This is a genomic window from Streptomyces sp. NPDC102270, from assembly GCF_044766405.1.
Taxonomy (GTDB): Bacteria; Actinomycetota; Actinomycetes; order Streptomycetales; family Streptomycetaceae; genus Streptomyces.
Genome location: NZ_JBIWLX010000003.1, coordinates 347,476 through 372,242 on the forward strand (window position 1 = coordinate 347,476; position 24,767 = coordinate 372,242).

Annotated in this window: 23 protein-coding genes; 10 read left to right on the plus strand and 13 right to left on the minus strand. The window is 71.1% G+C overall.

The window, feature by feature from the left end; all coding sequences use genetic code 11:
- Window positions 1–14: 14 nt before the first annotated feature.
- Genes ACIRP7_RS06990 through ACIRP7_RS07005 form a run of 4 tightly spaced genes read right to left on the minus strand, consistent with a single transcriptional unit; the run spans window position 15 to window position 4,512 of the window.
- Window positions 15–1,217 (minus strand): Gfo/Idh/MocA family protein, encoded by a 1,203-nt coding sequence (locus ACIRP7_RS06990; protein WP_403654841.1) that lies wholly within the window; start codon window positions 1,215–1,217, stop codon window positions 15–17.
- A gap of 29 nt (window positions 1,218–1,246) precedes the next feature.
- Window positions 1,247–2,587 (minus strand): ABC transporter substrate-binding protein, encoded by a 1,341-nt coding sequence (locus ACIRP7_RS06995; protein WP_403654843.1) that lies wholly within the window; start codon window positions 2,585–2,587, stop codon window positions 1,247–1,249.
- Between the two features lie 10 nt (window positions 2,588–2,597).
- Window positions 2,598–3,530 (minus strand): carbohydrate ABC transporter permease, encoded by a 933-nt coding sequence (locus tag ACIRP7_RS07000; RefSeq protein WP_403654845.1) that lies wholly within the window; start codon window positions 3,528–3,530, stop codon window positions 2,598–2,600.
- 16 nt (window positions 3,531–3,546) lie between these two features.
- Complete coding sequence (locus ACIRP7_RS07005) at window positions 3,547–4,512, minus strand: carbohydrate ABC transporter permease (RefSeq protein WP_403654847.1); 966 nt, start codon at window positions 4,510–4,512, stop codon at window positions 3,547–3,549.
- Between the two features lie 167 nt (window positions 4,513–4,679).
- Between ACIRP7_RS07005 and ACIRP7_RS07010 the strand changes: the two genes are divergently transcribed.
- The 3 genes from ACIRP7_RS07010 (at window position 4,680) to ACIRP7_RS07020 (ending at window position 7,075) form a co-directional block, all read left to right on the plus strand.
- Window positions 4,680–5,840: an ROK family protein gene (locus tag ACIRP7_RS07010; RefSeq protein ID WP_403654849.1), complete on the plus strand. Its 1,161-nt coding sequence runs from the start codon at window positions 4,680–4,682 to the stop codon at window positions 5,838–5,840.
- A gap of 134 nt (window positions 5,841–5,974) precedes the next feature.
- Window positions 5,975–6,160: a hypothetical protein gene (locus tag ACIRP7_RS07015; protein WP_403654851.1), complete on the plus strand. Its 186-nt coding sequence runs from the start codon at window positions 5,975–5,977 to the stop codon at window positions 6,158–6,160.
- 54 nt (window positions 6,161–6,214) lie between these two features.
- Window positions 6,215–7,075, plus strand: coding sequence for an EamA family transporter (locus ACIRP7_RS07020; RefSeq protein ID WP_403654853.1), 861 nt, complete (start codon window positions 6,215–6,217; stop codon window positions 7,073–7,075).
- A 12-nt stretch (window positions 7,076–7,087) separates the two neighbouring features.
- Here the strand turns inward: ACIRP7_RS07020 and ACIRP7_RS07025 are convergent, their stop codons facing one another.
- A complete protein-coding gene (locus ACIRP7_RS07025) occupies window positions 7,088–8,458 on the minus strand; it encodes a S1 family peptidase (protein ID WP_403654854.1) in 1,371 nt (456 codons plus the stop codon).
- Between the two features lie 445 nt (window positions 8,459–8,903).
- On the opposite strand from ACIRP7_RS07025, the gene ACIRP7_RS07030 reads away from it, so the two are divergent.
- Window positions 8,904–9,284 (plus strand): PPOX class F420-dependent oxidoreductase, encoded by a 381-nt coding sequence (locus tag ACIRP7_RS07030; protein WP_403654855.1) that lies wholly within the window; start codon window positions 8,904–8,906, stop codon window positions 9,282–9,284.
- 58 nt (window positions 9,285–9,342) lie between these two features.
- Here ACIRP7_RS07030 and ACIRP7_RS07035 read toward each other — a convergent pair whose 3' ends face one another.
- Window positions 9,343–12,087, minus strand: a complete 2,745-nt coding sequence (locus tag ACIRP7_RS07035; RefSeq protein WP_403654857.1) for an alpha/beta hydrolase family protein — start codon at window positions 12,085–12,087, stop codon at window positions 9,343–9,345.
- 210 nt (window positions 12,088–12,297) lie between these two features.
- On the opposite strand from ACIRP7_RS07035, the gene ACIRP7_RS07040 reads away from it, so the two are divergent.
- Complete coding sequence (locus ACIRP7_RS07040; RefSeq protein ID WP_403654859.1) at window positions 12,298–13,650, plus strand: Gfo/Idh/MocA family protein; 1,353 nt, start codon at window positions 12,298–12,300, stop codon at window positions 13,648–13,650.
- Window positions 13,651–13,683: 33 nt separating this feature from the next.
- Here ACIRP7_RS07040 and ACIRP7_RS07045 read toward each other — a convergent pair whose 3' ends face one another.
- Both ACIRP7_RS07045 and ACIRP7_RS07050 read right to left on the minus strand, forming a co-directional pair.
- A complete protein-coding gene (locus tag ACIRP7_RS07045; protein ID WP_403654861.1) occupies window positions 13,684–14,097 on the minus strand; it encodes a Zn-ribbon domain-containing OB-fold protein in 414 nt (137 codons plus the stop codon).
- A 159-nt stretch (window positions 14,098–14,256) separates the two neighbouring features.
- On the minus strand, window positions 14,257–14,946 hold the full coding sequence (locus ACIRP7_RS07050; RefSeq protein ID WP_403654863.1) for a TetR family transcriptional regulator: 690 nt from the start codon (window positions 14,944–14,946) through the stop codon (window positions 14,257–14,259).
- Between the two features lie 144 nt (window positions 14,947–15,090).
- Between ACIRP7_RS07050 and ACIRP7_RS07055 the strand changes: the two genes are divergently transcribed.
- The 3 genes from ACIRP7_RS07055 to ACIRP7_RS07065 all read left to right on the plus strand — a co-directional run bounded on the left by ACIRP7_RS07055 (window position 15,091) and on the right by ACIRP7_RS07065 (window position 17,185).
- Window positions 15,091–15,933 carry a hypothetical protein gene (locus ACIRP7_RS07055; protein WP_403654865.1) on the plus strand — a complete coding sequence of 281 codons (843 nt, stop codon included), beginning with the start codon at window positions 15,091–15,093 and terminating at the stop codon, window positions 15,931–15,933.
- A gap of 76 nt (window positions 15,934–16,009) precedes the next feature.
- Entirely contained in the window at window positions 16,010–16,684 is a 675-nt protein-coding gene (locus ACIRP7_RS07060) for a peptidoglycan-binding protein (RefSeq protein WP_403654867.1), read from the plus strand.
- A 9-nt stretch (window positions 16,685–16,693) separates the two neighbouring features.
- The gene (locus tag ACIRP7_RS07065) at window positions 16,694–17,185 is read left to right on the plus strand and encodes a flavin reductase family protein (RefSeq protein WP_403654869.1); all 492 of its coding nucleotides are present in this window, start codon (window positions 16,694–16,696) and stop codon (window positions 17,183–17,185) included.
- 195 nt (window positions 17,186–17,380) lie between these two features.
- On the opposite strand, the gene ACIRP7_RS07070 is transcribed toward ACIRP7_RS07065, so the two are convergent.
- The 4 genes from ACIRP7_RS07070 to ACIRP7_RS07085 all read right to left on the minus strand — a co-directional run bounded on the left by ACIRP7_RS07070 (window position 17,381) and on the right by ACIRP7_RS07085 (window position 22,212).
- Window positions 17,381–19,771 carry a SpoIIE family protein phosphatase gene (locus ACIRP7_RS07070; RefSeq protein WP_403655140.1) on the minus strand — a complete coding sequence of 797 codons (2,391 nt, stop codon included), beginning with the start codon at window positions 19,769–19,771 and terminating at the stop codon, window positions 17,381–17,383.
- A gap of 159 nt (window positions 19,772–19,930) precedes the next feature.
- Window positions 19,931–20,497, minus strand: a complete 567-nt coding sequence (locus ACIRP7_RS07075) for an antibiotic biosynthesis monooxygenase (protein ID WP_403654871.1) — start codon at window positions 20,495–20,497, stop codon at window positions 19,931–19,933.
- Window positions 20,498–20,547: 50 nt separating this feature from the next.
- A complete protein-coding gene (locus tag ACIRP7_RS07080; protein WP_352384985.1) occupies window positions 20,548–20,934 on the minus strand; it encodes a hypothetical protein in 387 nt (128 codons plus the stop codon).
- Window positions 20,935–21,288: 354 nt separating this feature from the next.
- Window positions 21,289–22,212 carry a MurR/RpiR family transcriptional regulator gene (locus ACIRP7_RS07085; protein WP_403654873.1) on the minus strand — a complete coding sequence of 308 codons (924 nt, stop codon included), beginning with the start codon at window positions 22,210–22,212 and terminating at the stop codon, window positions 21,289–21,291.
- Between the two features lie 169 nt (window positions 22,213–22,381).
- Between ACIRP7_RS07085 and ACIRP7_RS07090 the strand changes: the two genes are divergently transcribed.
- Window positions 22,382–22,546: a hypothetical protein gene (locus ACIRP7_RS07090; protein ID WP_403654875.1), complete on the plus strand. Its 165-nt coding sequence runs from the start codon at window positions 22,382–22,384 to the stop codon at window positions 22,544–22,546.
- A 40-nt stretch (window positions 22,547–22,586) separates the two neighbouring features.
- Window positions 22,587–22,988 (plus strand): DUF3662 domain-containing protein, encoded by a 402-nt coding sequence (locus tag ACIRP7_RS07095; protein WP_403654877.1) that lies wholly within the window; start codon window positions 22,587–22,589, stop codon window positions 22,986–22,988.
- Window positions 22,989–23,017: 29 nt separating this feature from the next.
- Here ACIRP7_RS07095 and ACIRP7_RS07100 read toward each other — a convergent pair whose 3' ends face one another.
- Entirely contained in the window at window positions 23,018–24,697 is a 1,680-nt protein-coding gene (locus ACIRP7_RS07100) for an ArnT family glycosyltransferase (protein ID WP_403654879.1), read from the minus strand.
- Window positions 24,698–24,767 lie beyond the last annotated feature (70 nt).

The following is a 24,767-nucleotide window of genomic DNA, read 5'->3' on the forward strand; positions in this document are numbered from 1 at the left end:
GCGCGAGCGCACGGTCACGCGTCAGGCGCGTCCCCGAAGTCCGGGATCTCCAGCCTTGCCCCGCCCTGCCGCGCGGAGTCGTGCGCGACGATGCCCGGCAGGGTGTAGCGGGCCGCCACCCAGGCGTTCACCGACGGCAGGGTGCGGGTGTTCACCGCGGTCACGAAGTCGTCCACCAGGAAGTGGTGGCTGCCCTCGTGGCCGTTGTGCAGGTGGTCGAACTCCCGCGGCAGGCGCGCCCGGTCGTGTACGGGCGCCGACCCGGACGTGAAAGCGGCCCGCAGGTCCGGCGCGATGTGCTGGAGTGACGGGTCGTCAGGAGCCATGGTGGGCTTGGGCTCCAGCAGCTCACTGATGTCCTGCACGCCCTTCTTGTCCTGCCAGAGGGCGACCGTCGCGAGCTGCTCCATGCTCGCCTCGGTCCCGAAGAACCGGAAACGCGACTCCCGGATGTGGGAGGGGTAGCCCACCCGCCGGAACTCGTTCGTACGGAACGACCCGCCGCCCGTCACCTCGAACAGCGCGGTCGCGTTGGAGAAGTCGTTGCCGAACTGGCTGACCTCCTTGTCGAACACGCCGTCTCCGCGGTCGTCGACCACGCCGATCGCCGACACGCTCACCGCGTGCGTCTGCCAGGCGCCGAGCACCCCACCGACCGAGTGCGTGGGGTAGAGCAGCGGGGGATAGCTGGCGGTCTCCTTCCACTTCTCGCCGCCGCTGTACTGGTACGCCTCGTAGAACCCGAGGTCCATGTCGTGGACGTAGTCGCCCTCGGCGTAGAAGAGCCGCCCGAAGGCGCCCTCGGCGATCTGGTTGCGGGCGTGCACAGTCGCCGGGTTGTACTGGCTCGTCTCGCCCATCATGTACGTCAGCCCGGTCGCCCGGACCGCGTCGATGATGGCCGCTATCTCCTCGGTGGTGATGGCCATGGGGACCGCGGAGTACACATGCTTGCAGGCGTTCAGGCCCTGGAGCACCAGGGGGCCGTGCGTCCAGCGCTGGGTGAAGATCGCGACCGCGTCGACCTCCTTCGACTCCAGCATGGCCTCGTAGGTGGGGAAGGTGCCGGCCAGGCCCTGCGCCGAGGCGAGTTGCTCGGCCCGTTCGGGCAGCAGATCGGTGACGTAGACGTCGCCGACACCGGGGTGGGCCTGGAACAGCGTGGCGAACTGGCCGGAGAACTGGCCGGCGCCGACGATGCCGAGGGAGAACGTCATGCGGGGTGTGTCCTTCACTGGTCGCGGGATCACTGCGAGAGGATCAGGTTGATCTGGTCGTTGGTCTGGTCGAGGCTGGTCACGGACCTGCCGTTGCCGAAGATGTCCTGCATGGCGGGATGCATCAACGCGAACACGTCCGCGGCGTAGTTGGTGATGGGGTAGGAGAAGGTCGTGAAGTCCTTCTTGTCGGCGACCGGCTTCGTGAAGGCCGTGACGTCGATCCCCTTCTTCTTGTAGGCGGCCACGGCGGCCGCGGTGCCGTCAGGTGTGGCGGGGAAGACGATGCCGTAGCTGCCCACCGTCCTCTGGCACTCGTCCGAGGACAGGTACGTCACCCACTTGCGGGCGCCGTCCTTGTTGCGGGCGTTCTTGCTGATGGAGTCGGCGAGGCCGTTCATCATGGTGGCGCGCTTGCCGGTGGGGCCTTCGGGGGTGACCGCGGTGCGCATGTCGTGGCCCTTGAACCCGGCGTACGTCGAGATCATCCAGGCCCCGTCGAAGGCGGTCGCCGCCTTGCCCGCAGCGACCTGGGTGTTGGCCTGGTTGGACTGGGAGTTGTAGTCGGTGAAGGGCGCCATGTAGCCCTTCTTCGCCAGACCGAAGTACCACTTGACGGCGGACTGGAAGGCGGGACTGTCGTACCGGTACTTCGTGCCCCACCGCCTCTTGTTGGTGTAGCTCCAGCCGGCGGAGGCGGTGAAGGTGCTCCACTGGGTCTGGCCGTCGCCGTCCCCGCCGCCGTTGGTGGCGAGGCCGTACACCTTGACGTTGTTCTTGTCGAAGCCCGGTTCGTCGCCCCGCTTGCCGTTCTTGTCGACGGTGAGGTGGGCGACGGCCTTCTCGAAGGTGCCGCCGTCCTTCGGGTTCCAGGCGAGATCGTTCAGCTGGGCCGCCGTGAGCCCGGCCGTGTCGGTCAGCTTCTCGTTGTAGAAGAGGGCGACGGTGTCCCAGTCCTTGGGAGCGCCGTAGCGGTGACCGTCCTGGCCCATCCAGTTGGCCGCAAGACCGGGCTGGTAGGCGGAGTCGTCGATGCCCAGGTCGTCGAGGGGTTCGAGGACCTTGAGGTCGGCGAACTGGCCGAACTTCTGGATGTGGTCGGTGAACACGTCCGGCTCGGTGCCCGCGATGAAGCTCGCGGTGAGCTTGGTCCAGTAGTCGTCCCAGCCCAACTGGGTGATCTTCACGTGCAGTCCGGGGTTCTGCTTCTCGAAGTCCTTGGCGCAGGCCTGGTAGGCGGGCTGCTGGTTGGAGTCCCACAGCCAGTACGTCACCGTGTGCGAGGAGGACCCGGCGGAGCCGCTCCGCGCACACCCCGTCAGACAGAGAGCCAGTGCGCCGGCCAGTGCGGTCAGCGTACGAAGTCGCATCAGGAGTCCCTCACTTGATCCCGGTGAAGCTGATGGTGGACACGATGCGGCGCGCGAAGAACCCGAACAGCGCCAGCATCGGCAGCGCGGCGATGAGCGTCGCCGCCATGAGACCCGACCAGTCGACACCCGACTGCGGGGTCTGGGCCCGGAAGATGGCCAGCGCGACGGTCAGCACGCGTGAGCTGTCGCTGTAGGACACCATCAGCGGCCAGAAGTAGTCGTTCCAGGACGTGATGTACGTCAGCACGGCGAGGGTGAGGACCGGCGCGGACGCCATCGGCAGCAGCACCCGGAAGAAGATCCGCACCTTGCCGGCACCGTCCAGCAGGGCCGCCTCCTCGACCTCGCGGGGCACATTCATGAAGAACTGCCGCAAGAAGAACACCGCGAACGGCGTCATGAACATCGTCGGCAGCGCGATGCCCAACAGGTTGTCGATCAGGCCGAGTTCCTTGATGAGCACGAAGTTGGGCAGCAGGGTGAAGATGGTCGGCACCATCAGCCCGGCCAGGAACAGCGCGAACACCTGGTCACGGCCCCGCCAGCGCAGCCGGGCGAAGGCGTACGCGGCCATCGCGGAGAAGAAGATCTGACAGGCGGTCACCAGGGTCGACACGATCACCGAGTTGAGCAGGTAGCGCCAGAACTTCAGCCCACCGCCCGCGCCGCCCTGGGCGATCGCGTCCTTCGTGGACTCCAGGCCCAGGGCACGGGCGAAGCCGGTGCCGGTCGGATTCACCGGCAGGGGGTCGGAGGCGTGGGCGGCGAGCCCGGAGTTGGTGGACAGCGCGGTGCGCAGGATCCAGTAGAACGGCAGCAGGGTCACGAGCACGATCGCGCCCATCGCCGTCCAGGCCAGGACCCGGCCGGGAGTGAGGGGGCGGCGCCCCGTGGGCCGTACACGTGTCGTCGTGGTCGTGGTCGTGGTCACGGCAGCCATGTCGACTCCTTCCGGGTCAGCCGAGATCGGTCTGGCCGGCCCGGGTGAGCCGGTACTGCAGGACGGTGATCGCGCTCAGCACGACCAGGAGGGCCACCGACATCGCGGACGCGTAGCCGAACTGGAAGCGGCCGAAGGCCGATTGGTAGATGTAGAACTGGAGCACGTTGGTGGCGTTCGCCGGACCGCCCGCGGTGGTCACGGCGACCGTGTCGAACACCTGGAACGAACCGATCACCGTCATGATCAGCACGACCGCCAGGACCGGCCGCAGCAACGGCATGGTGATCCGCCAGAACATCCGCCACTCGCTCGCGCCGTCCACCTTCGCCGCCTCGTACATGTCGTTCGGGATGGCCATGAGCCCCGCGAACAGCAGCAGCGCGGTGTAGCCGACGTGCCGCCACACATTGATCAGGGCGATCGTCGGGATCGCCCAGGTCTCGTCCGCGAGGAAGGGGATCCGGTCGAAGCCGAGCCCGGCGATGATCTCGTTGCCGATGCCGAGCTGGTTGTCGAGGATCCACAGCCAGACCAGGCCCGCGACGACGTTCGACATCAGATACGGCGTGAGCACGATGCCGCGCAGCACCGGGGACTGCGTCAGGCGCTGCAGGAGCACGGCGATGGCGAGGGCGGACACCGTCTGGACGCCGATGTTGATGACCACGTACTCCACGGTGACCTTCAGCGACTCCCAGAAGATGGGGTCGTGGATCATCCGGTCGTAGTTGGCGAGGCCCACCCACTCCGCCGGGGTCAGCAGGTTGAAGCGGGTAAAGCTCAGGTAGATGCCCCGCAGCGTGGGCCAGAGCAGGAAGACCACGAAGCCCGCCAGGGCCGGGGCGATGAACACCGCGGCCAGGCGCCCGTCGCCTCCGTTCGACCCGCCGGAGCTCCGCTGCGTGCCCGGTTCGGTCCGTGGCCCCTCGGTGCCGCTGAGCGGCAGTCGTGACGGAGGGCTGCTGGAGGCGATGGTCATCGGGAGACTCCCTCGTCTTCGGTGGCTCGTCCTCGGCCACTTACTTTTGTCGCGAAAGAATCCATGCGTCAATACCCCGGCGAACATCTTTTCAGGGCCGTCGGTAGCGCCTTAGTCTGGACGTGTTGCTTTTATGGTGAAAGAAATCATGTGGGAGTCTGACCTTCATGACCGCAGTTGCCGCCAGCTGGCTACCCCTGAGCGCCGGCGAGCGCTCGGTGGCGATCGAGGTGCTCGTCCACGGCCCGCTGTCGCGCACCGAACTCGCCCGCCGCCTCGACCTCTCCGCGGGCAGCCTCACCCGCCTGACCAAACCGCTCATCGAGTCGGGCCTGCTGATCGAGGTCCCCGAGGCGGGCACCCCGGCCGAGGGGCGCCAGGGGCGCCCCTCGCAGCCCCTCGACGTGGTCGCCGAATCCCGCTCCTTCATCGGCTTCAAGATCACCGAGGACATGGTCTACGGCGTCGTCACCACCCTCAGGAGCGAGATCGTCGCCCGCCACGACCGCTCCCTGGTCAGTCACGACCCCGCCGAAGTGGCCGACCTGCTCGCGGAGATGACGAGCGAACTGGCCCGCGCGTACCCGCGGCTCGCCGGAATCGGCATCGGCGTCGGCGGCTTCGTCCAGGAGCGTGCCGTGGTCGGCGAGTCCCCCTTCCTGCACTGGCGGGACGTCCCCCTCGGTGAACTCGTCGAGGAGCGCACGGGGTTGCCGGTGGTCGTCGAGAACGACGTCTCCGCCCTCGTCGAGGCCGAGACCTGGTTCGGCGCCGGCCGCGGCCTCGACCGCTTCGTCGTCCTCACCATCGGCGCCGGCATCGGCTACGGCCTGGTCCTCGGTGGCCGGCGCGTCCCCTACGCCGAGGAGGACCGGGGCTTCGGACGGCACTGGATCATCGACCCCAACGGACCCCTCACGCCCGACGGCAACCGCGGCAGCGCCGTCTCCCTGCTCACCATCCCCAACATCCGCTACCAGGTGCAGGCCGCCACCGGCCGCGACCACACCTACGAGGAGATCCTCGCCCGCGCCGCGGCGGGCGACCCCATGCCCGCCCGCGTCATCGACGAGGCCGGGCGCGCCCTCGGTGTCCTGGTCGCCCAGATCGCCAACTTCGCCATGCCGCAGAAGATCATGCTCGCCGGAGAGGGTGTCGGGCTCATGGACGTGGCAGGCAAGACCGTCGAGGACACGATCCGCTCCCACCGCCATCCCCTGGCCGCCCCGATCGATCTGGAGACCAGGGTGTCCGACTTCCATGACTGGGCCCGCGGAGCCGCCGTACTGGCGATCCAGGTGCTGGTCCTGGGTGTGGCCGAAGTGTGAACCGGGTCACCAAGTGTGAATCTGGCCGCGCCTCTTGACATCGGGCGCCTTGACAGGGCGACGTGATCAGTAACACGGTCCGCTATGCCCGTTTCTGATGTGATTACTCACGACGCCTTCACTTCCGGAGCCGTATGCTTCACGCCATGTCCACCACTGTTGAACCCGTGACCGATCGATCGGCCGACGAGGTCAACGAGGAGATCCGGGCCCTGTGGCGCCGGGCGGGCGGGACACTGAGCGGCGAGCAGCGTGAGGAATACCAGCGCCTCGTCCTGGAGTGGGCCGCCGCCGCTCCGCAGCCGGTCCGGGCGGCCTGACCCCCGCGTACCGCGCGGGGAATCACCGCCCCGTCCCTGGGCACCCCTGACGGGATGGGCCCTCTCCTCGCACTGGCCTCAGCGGTCTGCTACGGCATCGTCGTCCCCCAGTTCTCGGCTTCGCTCGAACCGGGAGGTGCCCCCACCTCCGGCGGCCTGCTGTCCCGTCGCGTCCACTTCGCCGCCGTCACCCTCCTCGGTCAGATCGGCGGCCTGCTGCTCGCGACCACCGCCGCGCTGCTCCTGCCCGCCGACGCCGTACATCCTGTCGACCTCCTGTGGGGTGCCCTGTCCGGCGTCGGCAGCGGTGCCGCCATGCACTTCCTCAACCGCGGCCTCAGCCGCGGCGCGATGAGCGTCGTCGTGCCCGTCAGCGCCGTCGCCGCGGTCGGTCTCTCCGTGGTGTGCGGGGTGGCGCTCGGCGACCGGCCGACCGCCGTGGCCTGGCTGGGGATCGCCCTCTCGGCGCCCGCGCTGTGGATGGTCTGCGGCGGCGGCACCGACGACGGCGGCGGAGTCCCCGACGGGCTCTTGGCCAGTGCCGGTGTCGCGCTCCAGTACATCACCCTCGCCCAGGCCGGTGCCTCCAGCGGGCTGTGGCCGGTGGCCGCGGGGCGGGCCGCCGCCGTACTCGTGCTGTTGCCCGCTGCGGCACGGCATCCCCGGCGGCTGCGCCTGCCGCCCGTACGAGCCGTTCAGGCGGTGCTCGTCGGAGCGGGCGCCGCCCTCGGGCTCATCCTCTATCTGCTCGCCGCGCAGCGGCAGTTGCTGGCCGTCGCCGTCGTCCTGGCCTCCCTCTACCCGGCCCTGCCCGTGATCCTCGGACTCGCCCTGCTGCACGAACGGCTGGGCCGCACACAGGTGGTGGGCCTCCTGGCGGCCGGGGTCGCGACGGTCCTGCTCAGCCTGGGATGAGGAAGGTCGGACTCAGCCCCAAGTCGCCGAGTAGTACCGCTGATACGCCTTGCGGTCCTGTTCCGAGCGGATGTACCGCGTCGCCACCAGCGCGATCAGACTTCCCCCGACGACCAGCAGACCGGGCCCGACGTTCCGGGTGTCCGTGAGCCGGCTCAGCAGGGGCGTGCCCTCGGCCCCCTGCACCGCAGCCGCGGAACCGGGAGAGGCGGCGCCGGGAGCGATCGAGCCCTGCGCGGAGGTGGCGGACGGCGCGGGAGAGGCCCCGCCCGCGGTGGCGGCCGGGTTCGACACGATCAACTGCATGCCGAGCTCCTTCAGCGCCTTCGTCACCGGCTGGAAGAACGTCGTACCGCCCTGGGTGCAGTCACCGCTGCCGCCCGAGGTGATGCCGAGCGCGATCCCCTCGGAGAACATCGGACCGCCGCTGTCCCCGGGCTCGGCGCACACGTTCGTCTCGATCAGCCCGGTGACCGTGCCCTCCGGGTAGTTCACCGTCGAGTTGACGCCCGTCACCTGGCCGTCGCGCAGGCCGCTGGTGCTGCCGCTGCGGAACACCCGCTGCCCGATGGACGGATCGCCCGCGCCGGTGATCTGCACGCCCTTGCCGTTGCCGATGAACACGACCCCGGCGCCGTCGCCCGCCTTCCCGTTGGCATACTGCACCAGCGAGAAGTCGTTGCCCGGGAAGCTCTGGGTGACCGTCCTGCCGAGCTGGTTGGTGCCCCCGGTGTCCGCGAACCAGACCGACCCGGTGGGACCGCAGTGCCCGGCCGTGAGGATGAAGTCGCTCTGGCCGTTGGTCACGTTGAAGCCGGCCGAACAGCGTCCGCCGGTCGACAGGATGGGCTGCGCGCCGTTCAGGCGAGGAGTGAAGGTGCCCTCCGTACGCTCCATGCGGACGAAGCCGCCGATACCGTCCGCGACCTGTGTCATCGCGGCCCAGTCGGACGCCGAGACGGTGCTGTCGCCCTGCACGACCACCTCGTTGGTCCGGTAGTCCATGGACCAGGCGGTCCCGGCGACCCGGGGCGCCGAACGCAGCGTCTTCGCCGCCGACTTGAGCTCGTCCATGCTGTGCCCGACCTTCTTCGCCCTGGCCCCCGCCGCGCGTACCGCGGCCGCCGCCTGCTCGTCGGTGACCGCGACGACCGGCTTGCCGTCGGCGCCGATCCAGGTGCCGGCGGTACGGGAGCTGCCGAGCCGCGACACGAGATCCGCGCCCGTCTGCCCTGCCTTCATGGCGTAGGTGTGCGGCACGGCGGTGGTCGCGGGAGGCTCGCTCGCGACGGCTCGCGTGACCATCACACCTCCCAGGAGGAGTCCGCCGACTGCCGCCAGCCGTGTCACTCGCCGGACGACCCGTCGTCGTGCGTGCCTCATGCATGGCTCCCGAAACCGAACAAGCGGTGCCAGGCACCGCAGGGCCCTCCGGTCGTTGAGTGCCCTCCTTCCATACGCGGCCCGGCCCGGGCGCGTTCACGACAGCCGGTGATCCGGTACGACGGGATCGCCCCGAGGCGCCTCAACCAGCCATGTCAGCAGCGGTGTTGGCTGGTCCAGGTGCAGCCGGGCTCCGGACGTCGGCGACTACGCCGGCCCATTGCACCCGCGGTCGCCGAGCCCGCCGCGCGCCTGGGCCGCGAGACGGTCGGGGATCGCCGGCACAGCCGTACGCCATCCGCACGCCGTAGCCGACGATCACACGGAGGCGAGGTGGTGTCGGCGCCCCTCATGCCCCCCTGATCAGGCACCCACACATGCCCCCTGACCAGGCACCCGCCCCGCGCCTGCGCGCGGATCGGACTCCATTGCCTAGACTTCCGTCATGGACGACACGCCGCTGGAGCGGCTCGGCGCGGGCAAGTACCTGCTGCTCACCAGCTTCCGCAAGAACGGCACGCCGGTCGCCACCCCGGTGTGGGTGGTCCGTGACGGGGACGCGCTCGGCGTGTGGTCGGCCGCCGACGCGTGGAAGGTGAAGCGGATCCGGGCCCGCGCGGACGTCCTCGTCGGCCCTTGCGACGCGCGGGGCAATCCGACCGGCGACCAGATGCCGGCCACGGCGGAGATCTGCGACGCGGCGACCACCGCCCGCTACCGAGAACTCCTGGCCCGCAAATACGGCGTCCTCGGCCGGCTCACCCTCCTCGGCAGCAGGCTGCGGCGGGGGCTGGACGGCACGGTCGGGATCCGCGTGACCCTGTGACGTGCGGGGCCCGGTCTTCCGGGCCCCGCACCACAGGCTCAACCGCGCGAGAGGGGACTCACGGCCGGTCGAGCACCGTGCCGGTCAGCGCCGGCCTGTCGGGCAGCGGCTCGGCGTTGCGGTCGGTCAGCGCGATACGCATCGACTCGGTCGGCTCGGCCACCTGGTCCTGGACGGTCGGCGTGATGAAGTCCACGCTGGTGCTCCCGGGCGGGATGTTCAGCCACACCCACAGATTGGCGTCGGACAGCCGGCGCTCGGGGTCGGGCACGTCACCGGACCAGTCCTTGAGCCACTGCGGGTCCACGTCCTTGGTGGACATCTCGGTGCCCTCGGTGACCGGAAGCACCCGCACCGGCTGCCAGATGTCGACCACCGAGGGCGCGTCGATGGACAGCCGCCAGGTCAGCGTCTCTCCCTCGGTCACCCGGTCCGCGACCGGCGACAGGGTGATCACCGGCTCGGGGTCGTCGTTCTCGACGGTGAGCCCACCCCGGTGCTTCCCGACGACGGTGCCCCGCACGGCCTTGACCGCGATGTCGTGCTGCACGTCCTCGCCGTAGACCGTGTCGCCCTTCACCTCGACCGGCACGTCGATCGCGTGGCTGCCGGGCCGGACGGTCACCAGCCTGCTCCGGGCCCGGCCGCTGTCCGGTTCGAGGACGTACACCCGGACCTGGCCGCTGCCGTGCCCGGAGATCCTGACCGGGATGCGGTAGGTGCGGGTGCCCGAGTCGCCCTCCTTGACGATCGTGCGGCCCACGTCGACGCGGGGCAGTGCGGCCGCCTTGACGGCGGGAGTGCCGGGCGCCCAGCCCCAGGCGTCCATCAGCCAGGCCCGCCCGGACCGCGAACGGGGTGTCAGCTCAAGGGACTTGACGTGCCGGAGATCGAGCCCGGCCCGGGTCGCCGCCGTCAGCGGGACCCGCAGCTCCTGAGCCCAGTAGGACGCGGTCCTCGCGGAGCCCGGCAGGCCCGCCACCGTGGCCCGGCCCAGCGTCACCCGGCGGTCGGCGGAGTCGGTGACGGACACGTCGAACTTCGTGCCGGTCGTGTTCGGTGGTACGAAGACCCGCAGTGCGAGCTTCTGGGAGCCGTGCAGGGAGACCGGCTTGGCGGGGGTGACGCGCGCGGCGGTGCCCGGTGCGGACCACTTCAGGTCCACCGCGCTGCGGCCGGTCTCCTTCTCCGTCTCCCACCACGCGAAGTGCGGGGACGAGCCGGGAGTCTCCGGGTCCAGACAGGCCACGGCCGGGTTCGGATCGATCGCCGAACACCGCCGGGCGCCGGTCACCTTGGCGCCGGCGTCCGGCAGGAAGCCACCGATGCGCCGACCGCCGACCGCGTGGGTCAGCACCCGCGCCGGATCGGCGGACGGGGCCCGCCTGCCGGAACCGTCGAGCAGCGGACGCACCCGGTCGTCACCGGCGAGGAAGAGCCGGGCCGCCGCGGCGATGTAGGTGGAACCCGCCTTGTGCTGCTGGGCGGCGGTCAGCCGGGTCGGGGCGCCCGGCGTGCACACCGGGTCGGTCTGCTCCGGGTCGGTTCCGAAGTCGTCCTGGGCCGGGGCCTCGGCCGTGCCCGGAGTCCACTCGCTGTTGAAGTAGTTGTGGTTGGCGCCCACCACGTAGACCGCGCTGTGCAGCGCGGTGCCCCGGCTGACACCGCGGGTGCCGTCGACGAAGTCCTCGCCCTGAAGGTCGGAGACATCGCCGTCGCAGCCCGGCAGCAGGGTCACGGACGGCACGTCGGCGACCGGATTCTGGCCGAAGATCGTCGGTCCGACCAGCACGGTCCCGCGTACCTTCCAGCGCACCGGCCCCCGGTAACCGTCCTCGGCGGCGGGTGGCGGGTAGAGGCTGTCCATGGCGGCCCGGTTGACGCCCTCGCCGCCGCGCGAGTGGCCGACGAGCAGGACCCGCGAGAGGTCGGCCTTCGGTGCCTGGCGTACGACGGCCGGGGCGGTGGAGCGGTGGGCGGTCCAGTCGGCCCAGCGGGCGAGGTGCTGCCGTACCAGCGAGGAGCGCGCCTGCGCGCCGGCGTCCTCGGGCTGCCAGTCCTGGGCGTTGATGCCGTTGGCCGAGATCGACACGGTCACATAGCCCTGGGAGGCCAGGAGTTTCTGGTCGCGCAGATAGCCCTTGTCGCTGGGGATCGGCTTGTAGCCGTCCGCGCAGGGCCAGTCGATCGTCACGTCGTCCTCGCTGCCCGGCTTGTAGCAGGTCGCGTGACGGCCGTGCAGGAACAGCGCGAGCGGCCGGCTGCCGGTGGCACCCTTCGGCGCCACCACCTGGGCACGCATCTCGACCGGGGTGGCGAACCCCGGCAGGCGCACGGGGGCGAGGTCGTAGGAGCCGCTGACCGTGCGGTACGAGCCGGGCTTCCCGGGATCGACACCGTTCGCCGGTGCCTGCGCGGGGAGCGGCACCCCTGGTGCGTCGGACTCGCGCGGCTGGTCGGCCGCCGCGTCCAACCGGCGTCCCGCGGCGGTGACTTGCAGGTCGGTCAGTGCGGTGGATCCGGCTTCGTCGAGCGCGAGCCGGAAGGTCCGCCCGTCCTTCGCCGGTTTCGGCACACCGAGCAGCCGGTCCCCGGCGCGGAACTCGACGCGTGCGTCCCCCATGGGCACGGACTTCGGCGCGCGCCAGACCAGCTCACGCGCCCCGTGCTCCCCGTCGATCCGCCATCCCGGCGGAAGTCTGTTGTCGTCCGTAGTGCTCAACGACCTTGCCTGAGACAGTTGTTGAGCCTGTGCCAGTCCGGGCGAGCCCGCCAGGGCCGCCACCACCGCCACGGCGGTCACACATATTCGCCGGGCATGGATCAATGGTTCTCTCCTCGAAACCCCGTGCGCAGACGTCCCGTCGGTCCCGGGCGCCTCTCGCGTCACCTAGGACGAGAGGGAGGCGTCTGTGGGTTGTCTGTGAGGTGCCGTGGATCGCGGAACAGGAACGCGAACAAGCCACTGAAGGCGCGGGGACTAGCGGATCACCGGACGGGGGAAGCGCTTTCCATGAGCCGAACTCCCCACCTGCGCGCAGCCGTCGTCGGCACCGGCCACCGCGCCCAGCTGTTCACCCGGGCGCTGGCCGCACGCCCCGGTCACCGGGTCGCCGCCCTGTGCGATCCCAGCCCCACCCGCATGGCCTTCCACAACCGCCTGCTCGCCGAGGCCGGCGAACCCACCGCCGCCCAGTGGGAACCCGAGCGCTTCGCCGAGCTGCTCACCGAGGAGGGCATCGACGAGGTCGTCGTCACCACCGTCGACGCCGAACATGACCGCTACATCGTCCCCGCGCTCCAGGCCGGTTGCCGGGTGGTCACCGAAAAGCCGATGACGGTGGACGCCGACCGCTGCGCCCGCATCCTGGACACGGTCAAGGCCACCAGCAACTCCCTCACCGTCGCCTTCAACTACCGCTTCAACCCCGTGCACGAGACTGTCCGCGTCCTGCTCGCCGAGGGCGCGATCGGCGAGATCCTCTCCGTGCACTTCGAATGGCTCCTCGACACCCGGCACGGAGCGGACTACTTCCGCCGCTGGCACCGCGAGAAGCGGCACAGCGGCGGCCTGATGGTCCACAAGGCGAGTCACCACTTCGACCTGGTCAACTGGTGGCTCGCCGACGAGCCGCAGGAGGTCTTCGGCTACGGACGGCTCGGCTTCTACGGACGCGCGGCGGGCGAACGCCATGGCCTGCGCCGCGACTACACCCGGGCCCACGGGGCGGGCCCGGCCGCCGACGACCCCTTCGCCCTCGACCTCGCGGCCGACGACACCCTGCGTGCCCTGTACCTCGACGCGGAGCAGGACGACGGCTACCTCCGCGACCGCAACGTCTTCGACGGGCCCGTCACCATCGAGGACGACATGGCGCTCCTGGTCCGCCACGCCCGGGGCGCGACGATGACGTACCACCTCACCGCCTACTCCCCGTGGGAGGGCTACCGGGTCATGTTCAACGGCAGCGCGGGCCGGCTGGAACTTGAGGTCGAGGAGAGCCGCTGGCAGGCACCCCGGACCAGGATCAGCTCGGCGAGCGGCGCGCTGCACGGGGACACCGCGGCCGACCACGCGGGCGGTGCTCGGCTGACCCTGCGCCCGCTGTGGCAGCCCCCGGTCGACGTGCCGCTCGTCACCGACCACGAGGCGCACGGCGGGGGAGACCCGCGCATGCTCGACGCGCTCTTCGGGCCCGTGGATCCCGGTGGGGGGCCCGTGAGCGAGGACGCCGGTGCGGCGGGGCATCCGACGGCCACCGAACGGGACGGTGCCCTGGCGCTGGGTGTGGGGATCGCCGCCAACCGGTGCTTCGAGACGGGGCAGCCGGTGCGGGTGCGGGAGCTGATCCCCGGGGCGTGGTGAGACCCCGTGCAATCACCAGGAGTTGATGGTGCGTCAGCTCCAGGCGCGGTACGGCTCGTCGAGCAGCTGGAAGACCGGCTCGCCGCGGACCGGGTCCTTGGCCGTCGACATCCGCACCCGGTCACCGCTGTGGATCGCGGCGGGCGGCCCCATGACCCGGCCCCGGACGACGAATCCCTCGGCCAGCTCGATCAGCGACACATTGCGGGCGGCGGGGGTGTTGCGGTGGACGACCGTGGAGTGGCGGACCGTGCCCACGCCCTCGCTGCGCTCCGTGCGCAGGTCGCCGCCCTGACAGACCGGACACAGCAGCCGGTGGTACATCGCGGTACCGCACCAGGTGCAGCGCTGGAAGAGGATCGCGTCCGTGGCCGGGGCGGCGGGCTCGAGCAAGCCCGTCCCGGAGCCGGCTGCCTGACGAGCAATGTTTCCTGAGTGGTGGTACACGCTGGTCAACTCCCTGCGCTCGGCCGGAATCCCACGTGCTCGGGTAACCGTGCACGGACGTGCGCGGCTCCCTGTGCCGCCGTGCACACCATCAGCGTATGGCACTCAGTGTCGGCCGTAAAGGTACTGCGTACCCTCATTTTGGGCGGGCGGTACGGCTCAGTCCCGGTCGAGCGTGGACTCGATCTCCTGGACCACCCGCCACAGCGGGGCACCACGGCGGGAGACGATCACCACCACGTCCTCGGCCGGCTCGTCGGCGGACGGCGCGCCGGGCCTCCCGAAGGCGGCCTGCACATAGCCGAGCGCGTGCTCCACCGCCTGGTCGGCGTCGCCGTGCCCGTCCGAGCGCAGCCAAGAGCGCAGGGCGTTGTTGTGCGCCGCGGCCACGGCGGCGGCGATCACGTCGGCCCGGAGCGTCCCGTCGTGCAGCCCCTTCAGGCGCCCGCGCAGGTACTCGGCGAAGGCGCGCTCGTAGCGCCACACCACGGACAGCTCATAGGCGCGCAGACCGGGCACCTGCTTGGTGAGGCGGTAGCGCTGCACGGAGAACGTCGGGTTCTCGGTGTACATGCGCAGCACGAGGCGCACCGCCTCGCAGACCCGTTCGAGCGGGTCGCACCCGGGGTCGCTCGCGGCCAGGAAGGCCGTCATGTCGGTCAGGCACCGCTCGTGGTCGGGGAAGACCACGTCCTCCTTGGACGGGAAGTACCGGAAGAACGAGCGGCGTCCGACTCCGGCGAGCGCGACGATGTCATCGACGGTGGTCTGCTCGTAACCCCGTTCCAGGAACAGCTGGAAGGCGGCCGCGACCAGCGCGTCCCGCATGGCGGGCTTGGTGGAGCTCATGGTCGCGAACGTAGCACCTGAACCGCCGCTATGGCACTGGGTGCAGTACGAGGAGGGAACTGAGTGCCCTTTGTGTTGCGCGGTGGGGTGTCGGTGGGGTGTCGCCGCATACGATCGGCTGTCGCCCGCCGAAGGAGTCCCCACATGTCCCGCCGCCCCACCCTCCTGTACGTCACCGACCTGGCCTACCAGGCCCGCGGGCGCCGCTACTGCGACGAGGACATCCTCCTCACCTCCCGCCTCAGGGAGGACTTCGACCTCGCCCTGTGCCACCCCCTGGACGCCGCCGCGCTGGCGGATCGCTTCGACGCCGTCGTCGTCCGCAACAGCGGGCCCGTCCTGGCGTACCAGGAGGCGTACGACGCCTTCCGCGAGCAGGCGCTGCGACAGCGCACACGCGTGTACAACCCCCTGTTCGGCAAGGCCGACATGGCCGGCAAGCAGTACCTGCTCGATCTCACGGCCGCGGGCTACCCCGTCATCCCGACCGTCGACCGCGCCGAGGACCTGGACCGGCTGCCCGCGACGGACCGGTACGTCGTCAAGCCCAGGCTCGGCGCCGACTCCATCGGCCTGCGGATCGTCTCCGCCGACGAGGTGCGCGACCACATCGACGGGCAGGTCCTCGTCCAGCCGTGCGTCGACTTCGCCTACGAGGTGTCCTTCTACTTCGTCGACCACGACTTCCAGTACGCCCTGTACGCCCCGCACGCCGACCGGCGCTGGGCCCTGGAGCCGTACGACCCCACCCCGGACGACCTGGAGTTCGCCCGGCGTTTCATCGACTGGAACGCCCTCGGTCACGGCATCCAGCGCGTGGACGCCTGCCGGGCCCCGGGCGGCGGACTCCTGCTGGTCGAGCTGGAGGACCTCAACCCGTATCTCTCCCTGGACGCCCTGGACGAGGCGGGCAGGGACGCCTTCGTCGCGGCCATGAAGACGTCCCTGCACGGGTTTCTCGCCCGGGGTACGGAGCGCGAGCGCTGAACTCCCGGGCCCGACTCGCCGTATCTCTTCGTGGGGGACGGCCAGACCCGTGAGCGCGGGACGGAAGGAGACCAGGATGCCGACACCGTCCGACCGAGGGGCGCCGCCGGACCGCACGCCGCTCGAACCCATCCGGGTGCTGCGTCCGCGCCGTACCGACGCGCTCGCGGAGCTGATGAAGGACCTGCCGCCCCGAGCGGCCGTCGGATACGAGTCCTTCACGCTGCCCGGCCGGCCGTCGGGAACCGAGGACGCGACCGAGGAACTGCCGCCCGTCAGGGACGACCACGACCGCACCCGCCGCTCCCGTGACGTCCCCCGCGGACGGGTGTCGGGACTGCGCCGCACGGCGATCGCGGCGGCCGTCACCGCCGCCGCGGTGATCGGCTTCGGCGGTGCTCTCCTGCTCGCCGACCGCACGGAGACCACCGCCACGGCGGCCCCGCAGCCGACCTCGACCACCACCGCCGCGACGCCCACGCCGACCGCGACGGCCTCCGGCGCCGCCGATCCCGACGGCCCCGGCACCCTCCGTCAGGGAGACAGCGGCCCCGAGGTGACCGACCTGCAGGAACGCCTGCGGCACATCCCGAACGTCTACGACAACGGCCCCACCGACGGCACCTACGACACGACCCTGACCGCCGCCGTGGCCCGCTTCCAGCTCTGGTACGGCATCCGCGGCGACGAGGACGGCGTGTACGGCGACGACACACGACGGGACCTGGAGTCCCGCACGGGCGGCGGCTGATCGACGAGGATGGCTGGCATGGACGCGTTCATCGACCGGCTCGACCCCGACATGTGCGTCGTGACCGCCGCCACGGACGGCGACCGCGCGGGCTGTCTCGTCGGATTCGCCTCACAGTGCTCGATCGAGCCCGTGCGGTATGCGGTGTGGCTGTCGAAGGCCAACCGCACCTACCGGGTGGCGCGCACCGCGGACCGCCTCGCGGTCCATCTCCTGACCCGCGAACAGCATGGCCTGGCCGAGCTGTTCGGCGGGGAGACGGGGGACCGGACGGACAAGTTCGCCCGGGTCCGCTGGCGGGAGGAGGCCGGCGGGGCCGTCGTACTGGAGGACGCGGCGGCGTGGTTCGTCGGCAGGATCGTGCTGCGTGTCGAGGGCGGTGACCACCTCGGGTTCGTCCTGGAACCGGAGGCGTGGGGCGAGCGCGAGGACACCGGGGGCGCGAAGCTGCTGCGGCTGTCCGACGCCGTCTCCATCTCGCCCGGGCACCCGGCGGACTGAGCACGGCAGGTGTCCGACGACCCCGACCCTGAAACCGGCGGCGGACGAGCAGCGGCGGCCCGAGACGCAGGGCCGCCGGAAGTTCCTGGCCACCGGCAAGGACGCCACCGGCGCACTGAACACCCTGCTCACCGACCCGCTGGAGCGCACGCCCCGGAATCGCCCGGCCGGGAACATCGCGCGGGTCCCGGCGGCTCACACCCGCCCGGACGGCATCCGGATGTCCACGACACAGACGTCGTCGCGCCGCTCGCCCTCCAGCACCGAGGCCAGCAGCGGGGCCAGGGAGCCGCGCTCGTCCGTGGGGTGGGCCGCGACGGCCGCGGCGAGCCGGTCCAGGCCGTGGTCGATGCCGTCCGGAGGCCTCTCGACCAGGCCGTCGGTGTAGAGCAGGACGCGGTCACCCGGCTCCAGGAGACAGCGCGCCTCCTGGAAGTCCGGATCGGAGCACGCCCCCAGCAGCATGCCCAACGGCCGCTCCAGATAGCGCACTTGTCCGCCGCGCACCAGCAGCGGTGGCGGATGGCCCGCCTGGGCCCACACGAGGCAGTGCTCGTCGGGGTCGTAGCGGGCCAGGACCATGGTCGCGGTGCCGTGGGAGTCGCGCGAGTGCAGCAGCAGAGTGTTGAGACGGGCGAGCGCACCGGTCAGCGACGAGCCCGTGATGACCATGCCCTTGGCGGTGAAGCGCAGTTGGGCCATGGTGGCCACGGCGTCGATACCGTGCCCGGCGACGTCACCGACCACGAACAGCGCGTCGCCGTCGGGCAGTTCGATGGCGCTGAACCAGTCGCCGCCGACGTGAATCCCGGACTGGGCGGGCAGATAGGCCACTTCGACCCGGAGTCCGGCGAGCCGGACCGGCCGGGTGGGCAGGGGCAGCAGTGCGTGCTGCAGGCGGGCGGCCATGGCCCGCTCGGCGTGCAGCACCCCGTGCTGCGTCACGATCGCCTGCTCGCTCTCGACAAGGGCCAGTTCGGCGCTGCGCTGCGCGGTGAGGTCCTGGACGAAGCCGTGCACTTCGACGGGTTCGTTCTCGGTGTCCGTCACGACTTCGGCGACCATCCGCAGATGGCGGACCTCGTCCCCGGCCCGGATCCGGAACGGGACGTCGAACTGACGGCCGGCGCGCACGAGCTCCTGCACGGCGTGGGCCAGTACCGGTGCGTCCTCGGGCAGCGCGAGCCGCGGAAGGTCGCCCAGCGGGACCGGTCCGAGCGCGGGATCCCGGTTCATGACGAGGAAGGTCTGGGAGGACCAACTGCCCTCGCCGGTGACCAGGTTCCAGTTCGCCCAGCCCAGGTTCCCCAGCCGCTGCACGTCCGCCAGGCGCTGTTCCTGCCGGTCGGAGGAGTTGTGGCGGACCCAGGTGACGACCAGGGCGCCGCCGAGGCGGGCCGCGTGCAGCGTGTACGTGGACAGTTCGGCGGCGCCGTCCACGACCTCCTGGTAGGCGAACGGCTCGCCCTCGAACGGCTCGCCGGTGGTCAGCGTGCGCAGCAGGCCGTGCCATACCGCCTCGTCCGCCATGCTCGGGAAGCACTCCAGGATCAGGCGGCCCAGCAGTTGCCTGCCGGTGCGCCCCACGACGTCGACCGCCTGCTCGGTGGCGGCGTCGACACGGTAGTCCGCGACCTCCCCGGAGGGGCCGCGCACCGGCGTGAGCAGCATCGCCGAACCCGGCAGCGAGTCGAGCACGGGCTGCACGGCCGCGGCCGTGGCGGCGGCGCCGGGCCGGGGCCGGGTGCCGAAGGACCGCAGCCGGCCGGCACACAGCCGCACGACGGCCCGCAGGAGCTGCCGGTCCTGCGGGGAGAACGGTCCGCTGCGGGCGCGCAGTATCCCGATGCAGACCTCGGCCCCGTCGCCGGTCGGCACCGGCAGCCAGGCGCGGGACAGCCAGCGCTCGGGCGGATCCCCTATCAGCAGGTGCCGCTTGCGGTCCGCCGCGAAGTCCTCCAGCCAGCGGGGCTCCCGCGCCCGGAGTGCTTCGAGCGCGGCGATGCCGCTCAGCGGGGGAACCCGCGCCCACTGGCCGGCCAGGGTGGCGTCGACACCGGCGTGGCCGATCAGTTCGAGCCCTCCGGTCGGCAGCGACCGGAAGAGCAGGAGCGCGTCGGCGTCGACGCCCTCCCTGAGTTCCTCCAGGAGACAGCCGGCCAGGGCCTGCGGTGTGGCCACGTGGACGAGGGCCTTGCCGAGGCGGCCGAGCGCGGTGAAGCCGTCGTCGAGGTCGCTGGTGTCCCGCCCGGCAGGGACGACGGTGCCCGACAGAACGGACGGCGGACCGGCCGGCCCGGGCACCACCGACAAGGGCGCGCCCGGCATGTCGTCGCCGACGCGGGGCTGGGTGGCGGCGCCGAGCGGGGTCAGGGAGCCGAGGGTGATCCAGCACTCCTCCAGCAGCGTGCGGTTGCCGGCCTTGGCGCGCTGGAGCAGATCCTCACCGGCCGCGTCCGGGGTGCACCCGGTCAGCGCCATGATGACGCCCTTGGCCCGCTCCAGCACCGCGGACGTGGCGACCTGGTCCCGCAACCGGTCCATTTCGGCACGCTGTCTGGCCACGACCTTGGCCAGCGCTGCCATGTCGGGCGCGGTACCGGTGTGCTCATGGCCGGCTGACTCGCTCACGGGTTGAGCATCGCACATGCGCCATGTGCCGTTCCCGCTCTCGTGCACACGCATCCCACCCACCGGTGACATCGCCGGTTGACGAAACCGGCCGGGCCCCCGGTCCGTGGCGGATCAGTGGCCGGGCGGCGGGTAGAGCCACCGTCGCAGGACCCGGCTCAGCAGTGGCATGACCAGATAGGTGAGCAGCGGCAGCAGGACCACCGGGAACACCGCGGCCCGCAGCGGCAGGGGCCAGGCGGCGGTGCGGGGCGCCACCAGCCACTGGATCAGCAGCGTGCAGGGGAAGGCACCGAGGAACGTCGTCAGCACCATCTTCCAGCGGACCGGAGGTCGCACGGTGGTGCCGGGCAGACTGAACCAGGTCTCCAGCCCGGTCGTCGACTGCCGTTCGCTGCCCAGCTCCGTGGCGATGTCGTCGATCCGCGTGTGCCAGGCCGCCCGCTCGTCCGACTCCAGCCAGGCGGTGAGCCGGTGCGCGTCGGACCAGCGCAGCACCGCGTGGAAGCGGTGACCGTCCTCGGGACGCAGCCAGGAGACGCCCTCGTTGCCGGGGAACCGTCTGGCGCAGCGGGTGATCCCCCGCGTCCAGCGCTCGAACTCCCGCTCCCGGCCGGGACGCACCTCCCAGGTGAGGACCGTGGTGACCGGGTCGCCGTGCCGTACGTCGGTGGTGCTCATGGTCTCCACGGATTCCCCCGCACGGCACGGGTCATGCCCTGCGCGAGAGGTCAGCGCCCGTGGTGGTGGTCGACCAGGGCCTGCGTGACCGCGCGGATGCTGCGGGCGATGTGCTGCAGTTGGAGCACCTCGGCCGCGTACAGCTTGATGGTGTGCTCGATGACCGACTCCGGCAGCCCGAGCGCCGGCAGGTCCGCCCGGGCGGTCTGCAGCGCGGTGCGCGCGACCCGGATCTCGTGCTGGACCTGGATCTGCGCGTGCCGGGCGAGGAGCACGGTGTGCCGCATCAGGGCCGGATAGCTCGCGTACCGCGTCGGCACCAGCTCCCGCAGCCACTTGGCCGCGGAGCGCTCCCAGTCGTAGCTGCCGGGCGTCTTGACCTGGCAGGGCCAGTCCGGGCCGGGACGAGTGATGGTCCGCGTGGTCGTCAGGGGCATGGTGATCGCTTCCGGGTGTGCGGCGTCGTGCGGGTGTTCCGACGGATTGGGCGGCCCCGGCCTAGGGGATGACCGGGGCCGCCATGGGCTCGCGTGCAGGCGAGGCCCTACCGAACATCCCGGGCGCCGACGCGGGTAGGTGACGACGGCTCGGGATGTCCGCGAAGGAGCCCTTTCGGGCAGCGTGGGGGTGGGGACGGGGACAGGGGTGCGGACGGTCCGGGAGTGATCCCGGTGTGATCCGTGAGCAGTATTTATATATGCCGTCCGCTTGGCAAGGCGTATGAAAACATTCATGCTCGATTTATTACGGCTGGTCCCGGTGTGCAGGTGTATGACCGGGGGTGGGCGAGGTCAGTCCCTGAGAAAGAACTGGTGCTGGTCGGAGATCTGCTCGTACTCCTCCAGCCGGGCCTGGGTGCGCTCGGGATCGGCGTCGGTCATGGCCTGGAGCAGGGCGGCGGCGATCACGCCGGGCGCGGCGTAGGAGTCGAAGACCAGCCTTGAGCCGGTGCCGGTGGAGAAGAGGACGTCGGCCTCGTCGGCCACGTGTCCGAGCACCAGGTCCGTGACGAGGGCGACCTTCAGTCCGGCACTGCGGGCGACCCGCAGGGCGGTGAGAGTCTCCTGGGCGTGCCGCGGCATCGAGAACGCGAGCACCCAGGTGCCGCCCGCCTCACGGGACTGCAGCAGAGCGTCGTAGGCGACGCTGCCGCCGCGGGTGACCGGTCGTACGTCGGGATGGATACGGCGGGCCGCGTAGGCGAAGTACTCGGCCAGGGACGCCGAGATGCGCAGGCCCAGGACGGTCAGCGGGGTCGACTCGGACAGCTTGCGACCGAGTTCGATCACCTGGTCGGGGTCGGCGAAGTCGCGGCGCAGGTTCTCCAGGTTCTCGATCTCCGCGTCGACCGCTGCCTGGAGTTCGTTGCCGCGTGACTCGTCGTCGGCGACCGGCCCGCCGGCGAGCGTGCCGAGGGCGATGGACTGGAGCTTCTCCCGCAGGGCGGGGTAGCCGCTGAAGCCCACGGCCGCGGCGAACCGCGTCACCGAGGGCTGGCTGACTCCCACGCGCTCCGCGAGATCGGTGATGGAGAGGAACGCCGCCTCGGTGATGTGCTCGATCAGGTACTGCGCGATGCGCCGCTGTCCGGGGGAGAGCCGAGGCCGGTCGAAGAGCGTTCTGAGCTGGGAGGCCGGGGCCGGCTCCGTCTCCGGTGCGGTCTTTCCCGAGGTGATCGCGGATGCCTGAGCGCGTGCCTGCTGCGGCGATGACACCGAGGCGCCTCCTTTGTCTGCCACGGGGAGTCAACATAGCTCACACCCCCCGGTGACCAGCGCTTGTGCGGAAGCATCCGGCGAGCGCCGAATGGGACGGGTACGCCGCGCCCGAGCGGGAACCCGCCGCTGGGCAAGACGTTCGACGACACCTGAGGAGCAGCCCCGTATGACGGTCCCCGAGGAGAACCGGCGCAAGACCGAGGCCACCGACGAGCTTCTGCAGCACCGGCACGAGGAGGGCGGGGCCCCCGCCCCCGGCGGCAGCGGCCGCACCCTGCGCGAGGCGTTCGAGGAAGCGCGGGTGCAACCCGGCGACTTCGCCCAGGAATGACACCGCACGCGAAACCAGAGGGTTGGCAGGTGAAGAGGGCATGGGTGCGCTGAGCGCGCTGGAACGGGCAATGGAGCATGGGTGGGAGTCGCTGTGGGCGCGGGTCGTCGGCAGGGAGCCCGTCGAACTCCTCGACGCGCTGCGGCGTGAGTGCGACAGCAAGGTGGTCGTGTGCAGTGAGAGCAGGGTGGTGGTCCCGAACGCGTACGACGTCGAGCTCGCGGACTTCGCCTACGACGAACTGGTGCGCCGGGGCAGCGATGTGGGCCAGGAGCTCACGGACAGCCTGGCCCGGCACGGCGAGCAGCAGGGCTACGAATGGGCGGGCCCGCTCACCGTACACATCTCCAGGTCCGACCGGGTGCCCAACGGCCGTTACCGCGTGACGAGCGGGGCGATGCCGCACGTGAGCGCCGAGGCGTTCCAGCAAGCGGTCCGCTGAGCGGACGCGGGGCACGCTCGCCGCGGTGGTCATCGGCGATAGATCGTGATCGAGTGACCGACCTCGTCGACCGGACGGCTGCTGTCGATCAACTCGGCCAGCCGGCCCTTCGCCTTGGCTACCGAGGAGTCCGACACGACCAGCAGCCCGCGCACGTCGTCCGCCGGCACCTCGCGCGGATCGGACGCCTCGATGCCGTAGGCGGACGGCAGCCCGCTGCCCTTGTAGACGAGCCAGATCCGCTCGTCCGGGTAGCGCTCGCGCAGCCGGTCGGCGAGCCGGCCCAGGTCCTGGCCCCAGTCGACGTTGGAGTCGTGCAGCCGCAGATGGGTCCGGGCCGGTCCGCCGAACGCCTCGTTGGAGTACGGCAGATAGTAGGGAAAGGTCCGCACCGAGCTGACCGCGACGAACAGCACGAGCGCCCCGGTCGCGATCGTCGCCCAGCGTCGGCGGACCGCCAGGACGCATCCGGCGGCCACGGTCAGGAACATGGGCAGGAAGAGCGCGTACCGGGTGCCGAAGTCGCGTGACCCCGTCATGGCGGAGGCCAGCAGCACCCCGGAGGGCACGAGCAGATACGGCGCGGCGTGCCGCAGTCGCCGTATCGCCAGGAGCACGACGGCCCCTGCGGCCCACAGGGCGAGCAGGGCCAGCGGGGTCTTCACCAGGAGCGCCGCCGGCAGGTAGTACCAGAGGTGTCCGGTGTAGAGCCGCCCGAACAGGAAGCCCTCCCACGGATAGTTCTCGAAGTGGAACTGGATCCGCATCCCGTCCGCGTACGCCTGCGGGAACGGCAGCAGATCGACGAGGGTCCCCCGCAGTCCGCGCACCACCGGCACCTGGTCCTGGGACGTCCACCGCAGCCGCGGATCGACGACGAGGTACGACGCCCATACGACGGCGACGGCGGCCAGGGTCAGGACCGCGGCCGCGGCGAGCACATGGAGCAGCCGCCGGCGCCTCTCGTCACCGTGACACACGGTCCACACTGAGAGGGCGGCCAGCCCCAGCAGGACCGGCACGGCCGGCAGCGCGCTCATCTTCGTCGCCAGCGCCGCCCCGAGCGCCAGGCCTGCGAGTGGCACGTACAGCCGTGGCCGTGCGCGGGCCCGCCACAGCAGCCACACCGAGGTGAGCAGGAACCCGGCCGTCGGCACGTCGAGCGTGGCCAGTGAACCGTGGGCGACGACGTCGGGGGAGAAGGCGTACAGGGCGAGTGCCGCGAGGCCCGCCGCCGTTCCGGCGAGTTCCCGGGCGAACGCGAACACGACCAGCCCGAACAGCAGCGTCAGCACGATCACCGGGAGCCGGGCCCAGAACATCAGCTGCCAGGGGTCGTTGCCCGACTCGTACAGCAGATGGGGGCCCAGGTCGATCTGGGGCCCGTGGAATGCCGTGTCCACGTGCGGGTCGGCGATCGCCACCCCGGCGGCGATGACGAGTTTGCCGAGCGGCGGGTGCTCGGGGTTGTAGCGGATGCCCTGACCGTGCAGGTACTCGGCGGCCGTGGCCACGTAGACCGGTTCGTCGATCGTGGGGGTCTGCTGCACGGCGGTCGTCACCATGACGGCCGCCAGCTGCGCGAGCAGCACGACGACCAGGAGCGGCACCAGCCACCGCCGGGCCGGTCGCGGCTGCCGCACCTCGTCGTCGCGGGACCCGGAGCCGGAAACCGGGTCCAGGACCGTCTGCTGCTCGCTCGCCATCATCCACCCCGCGGTGCGACCGGCCGGGCGGTGGCGGGAGCGATCCGCGGGCACCTCATGAGGGCCACTCTCG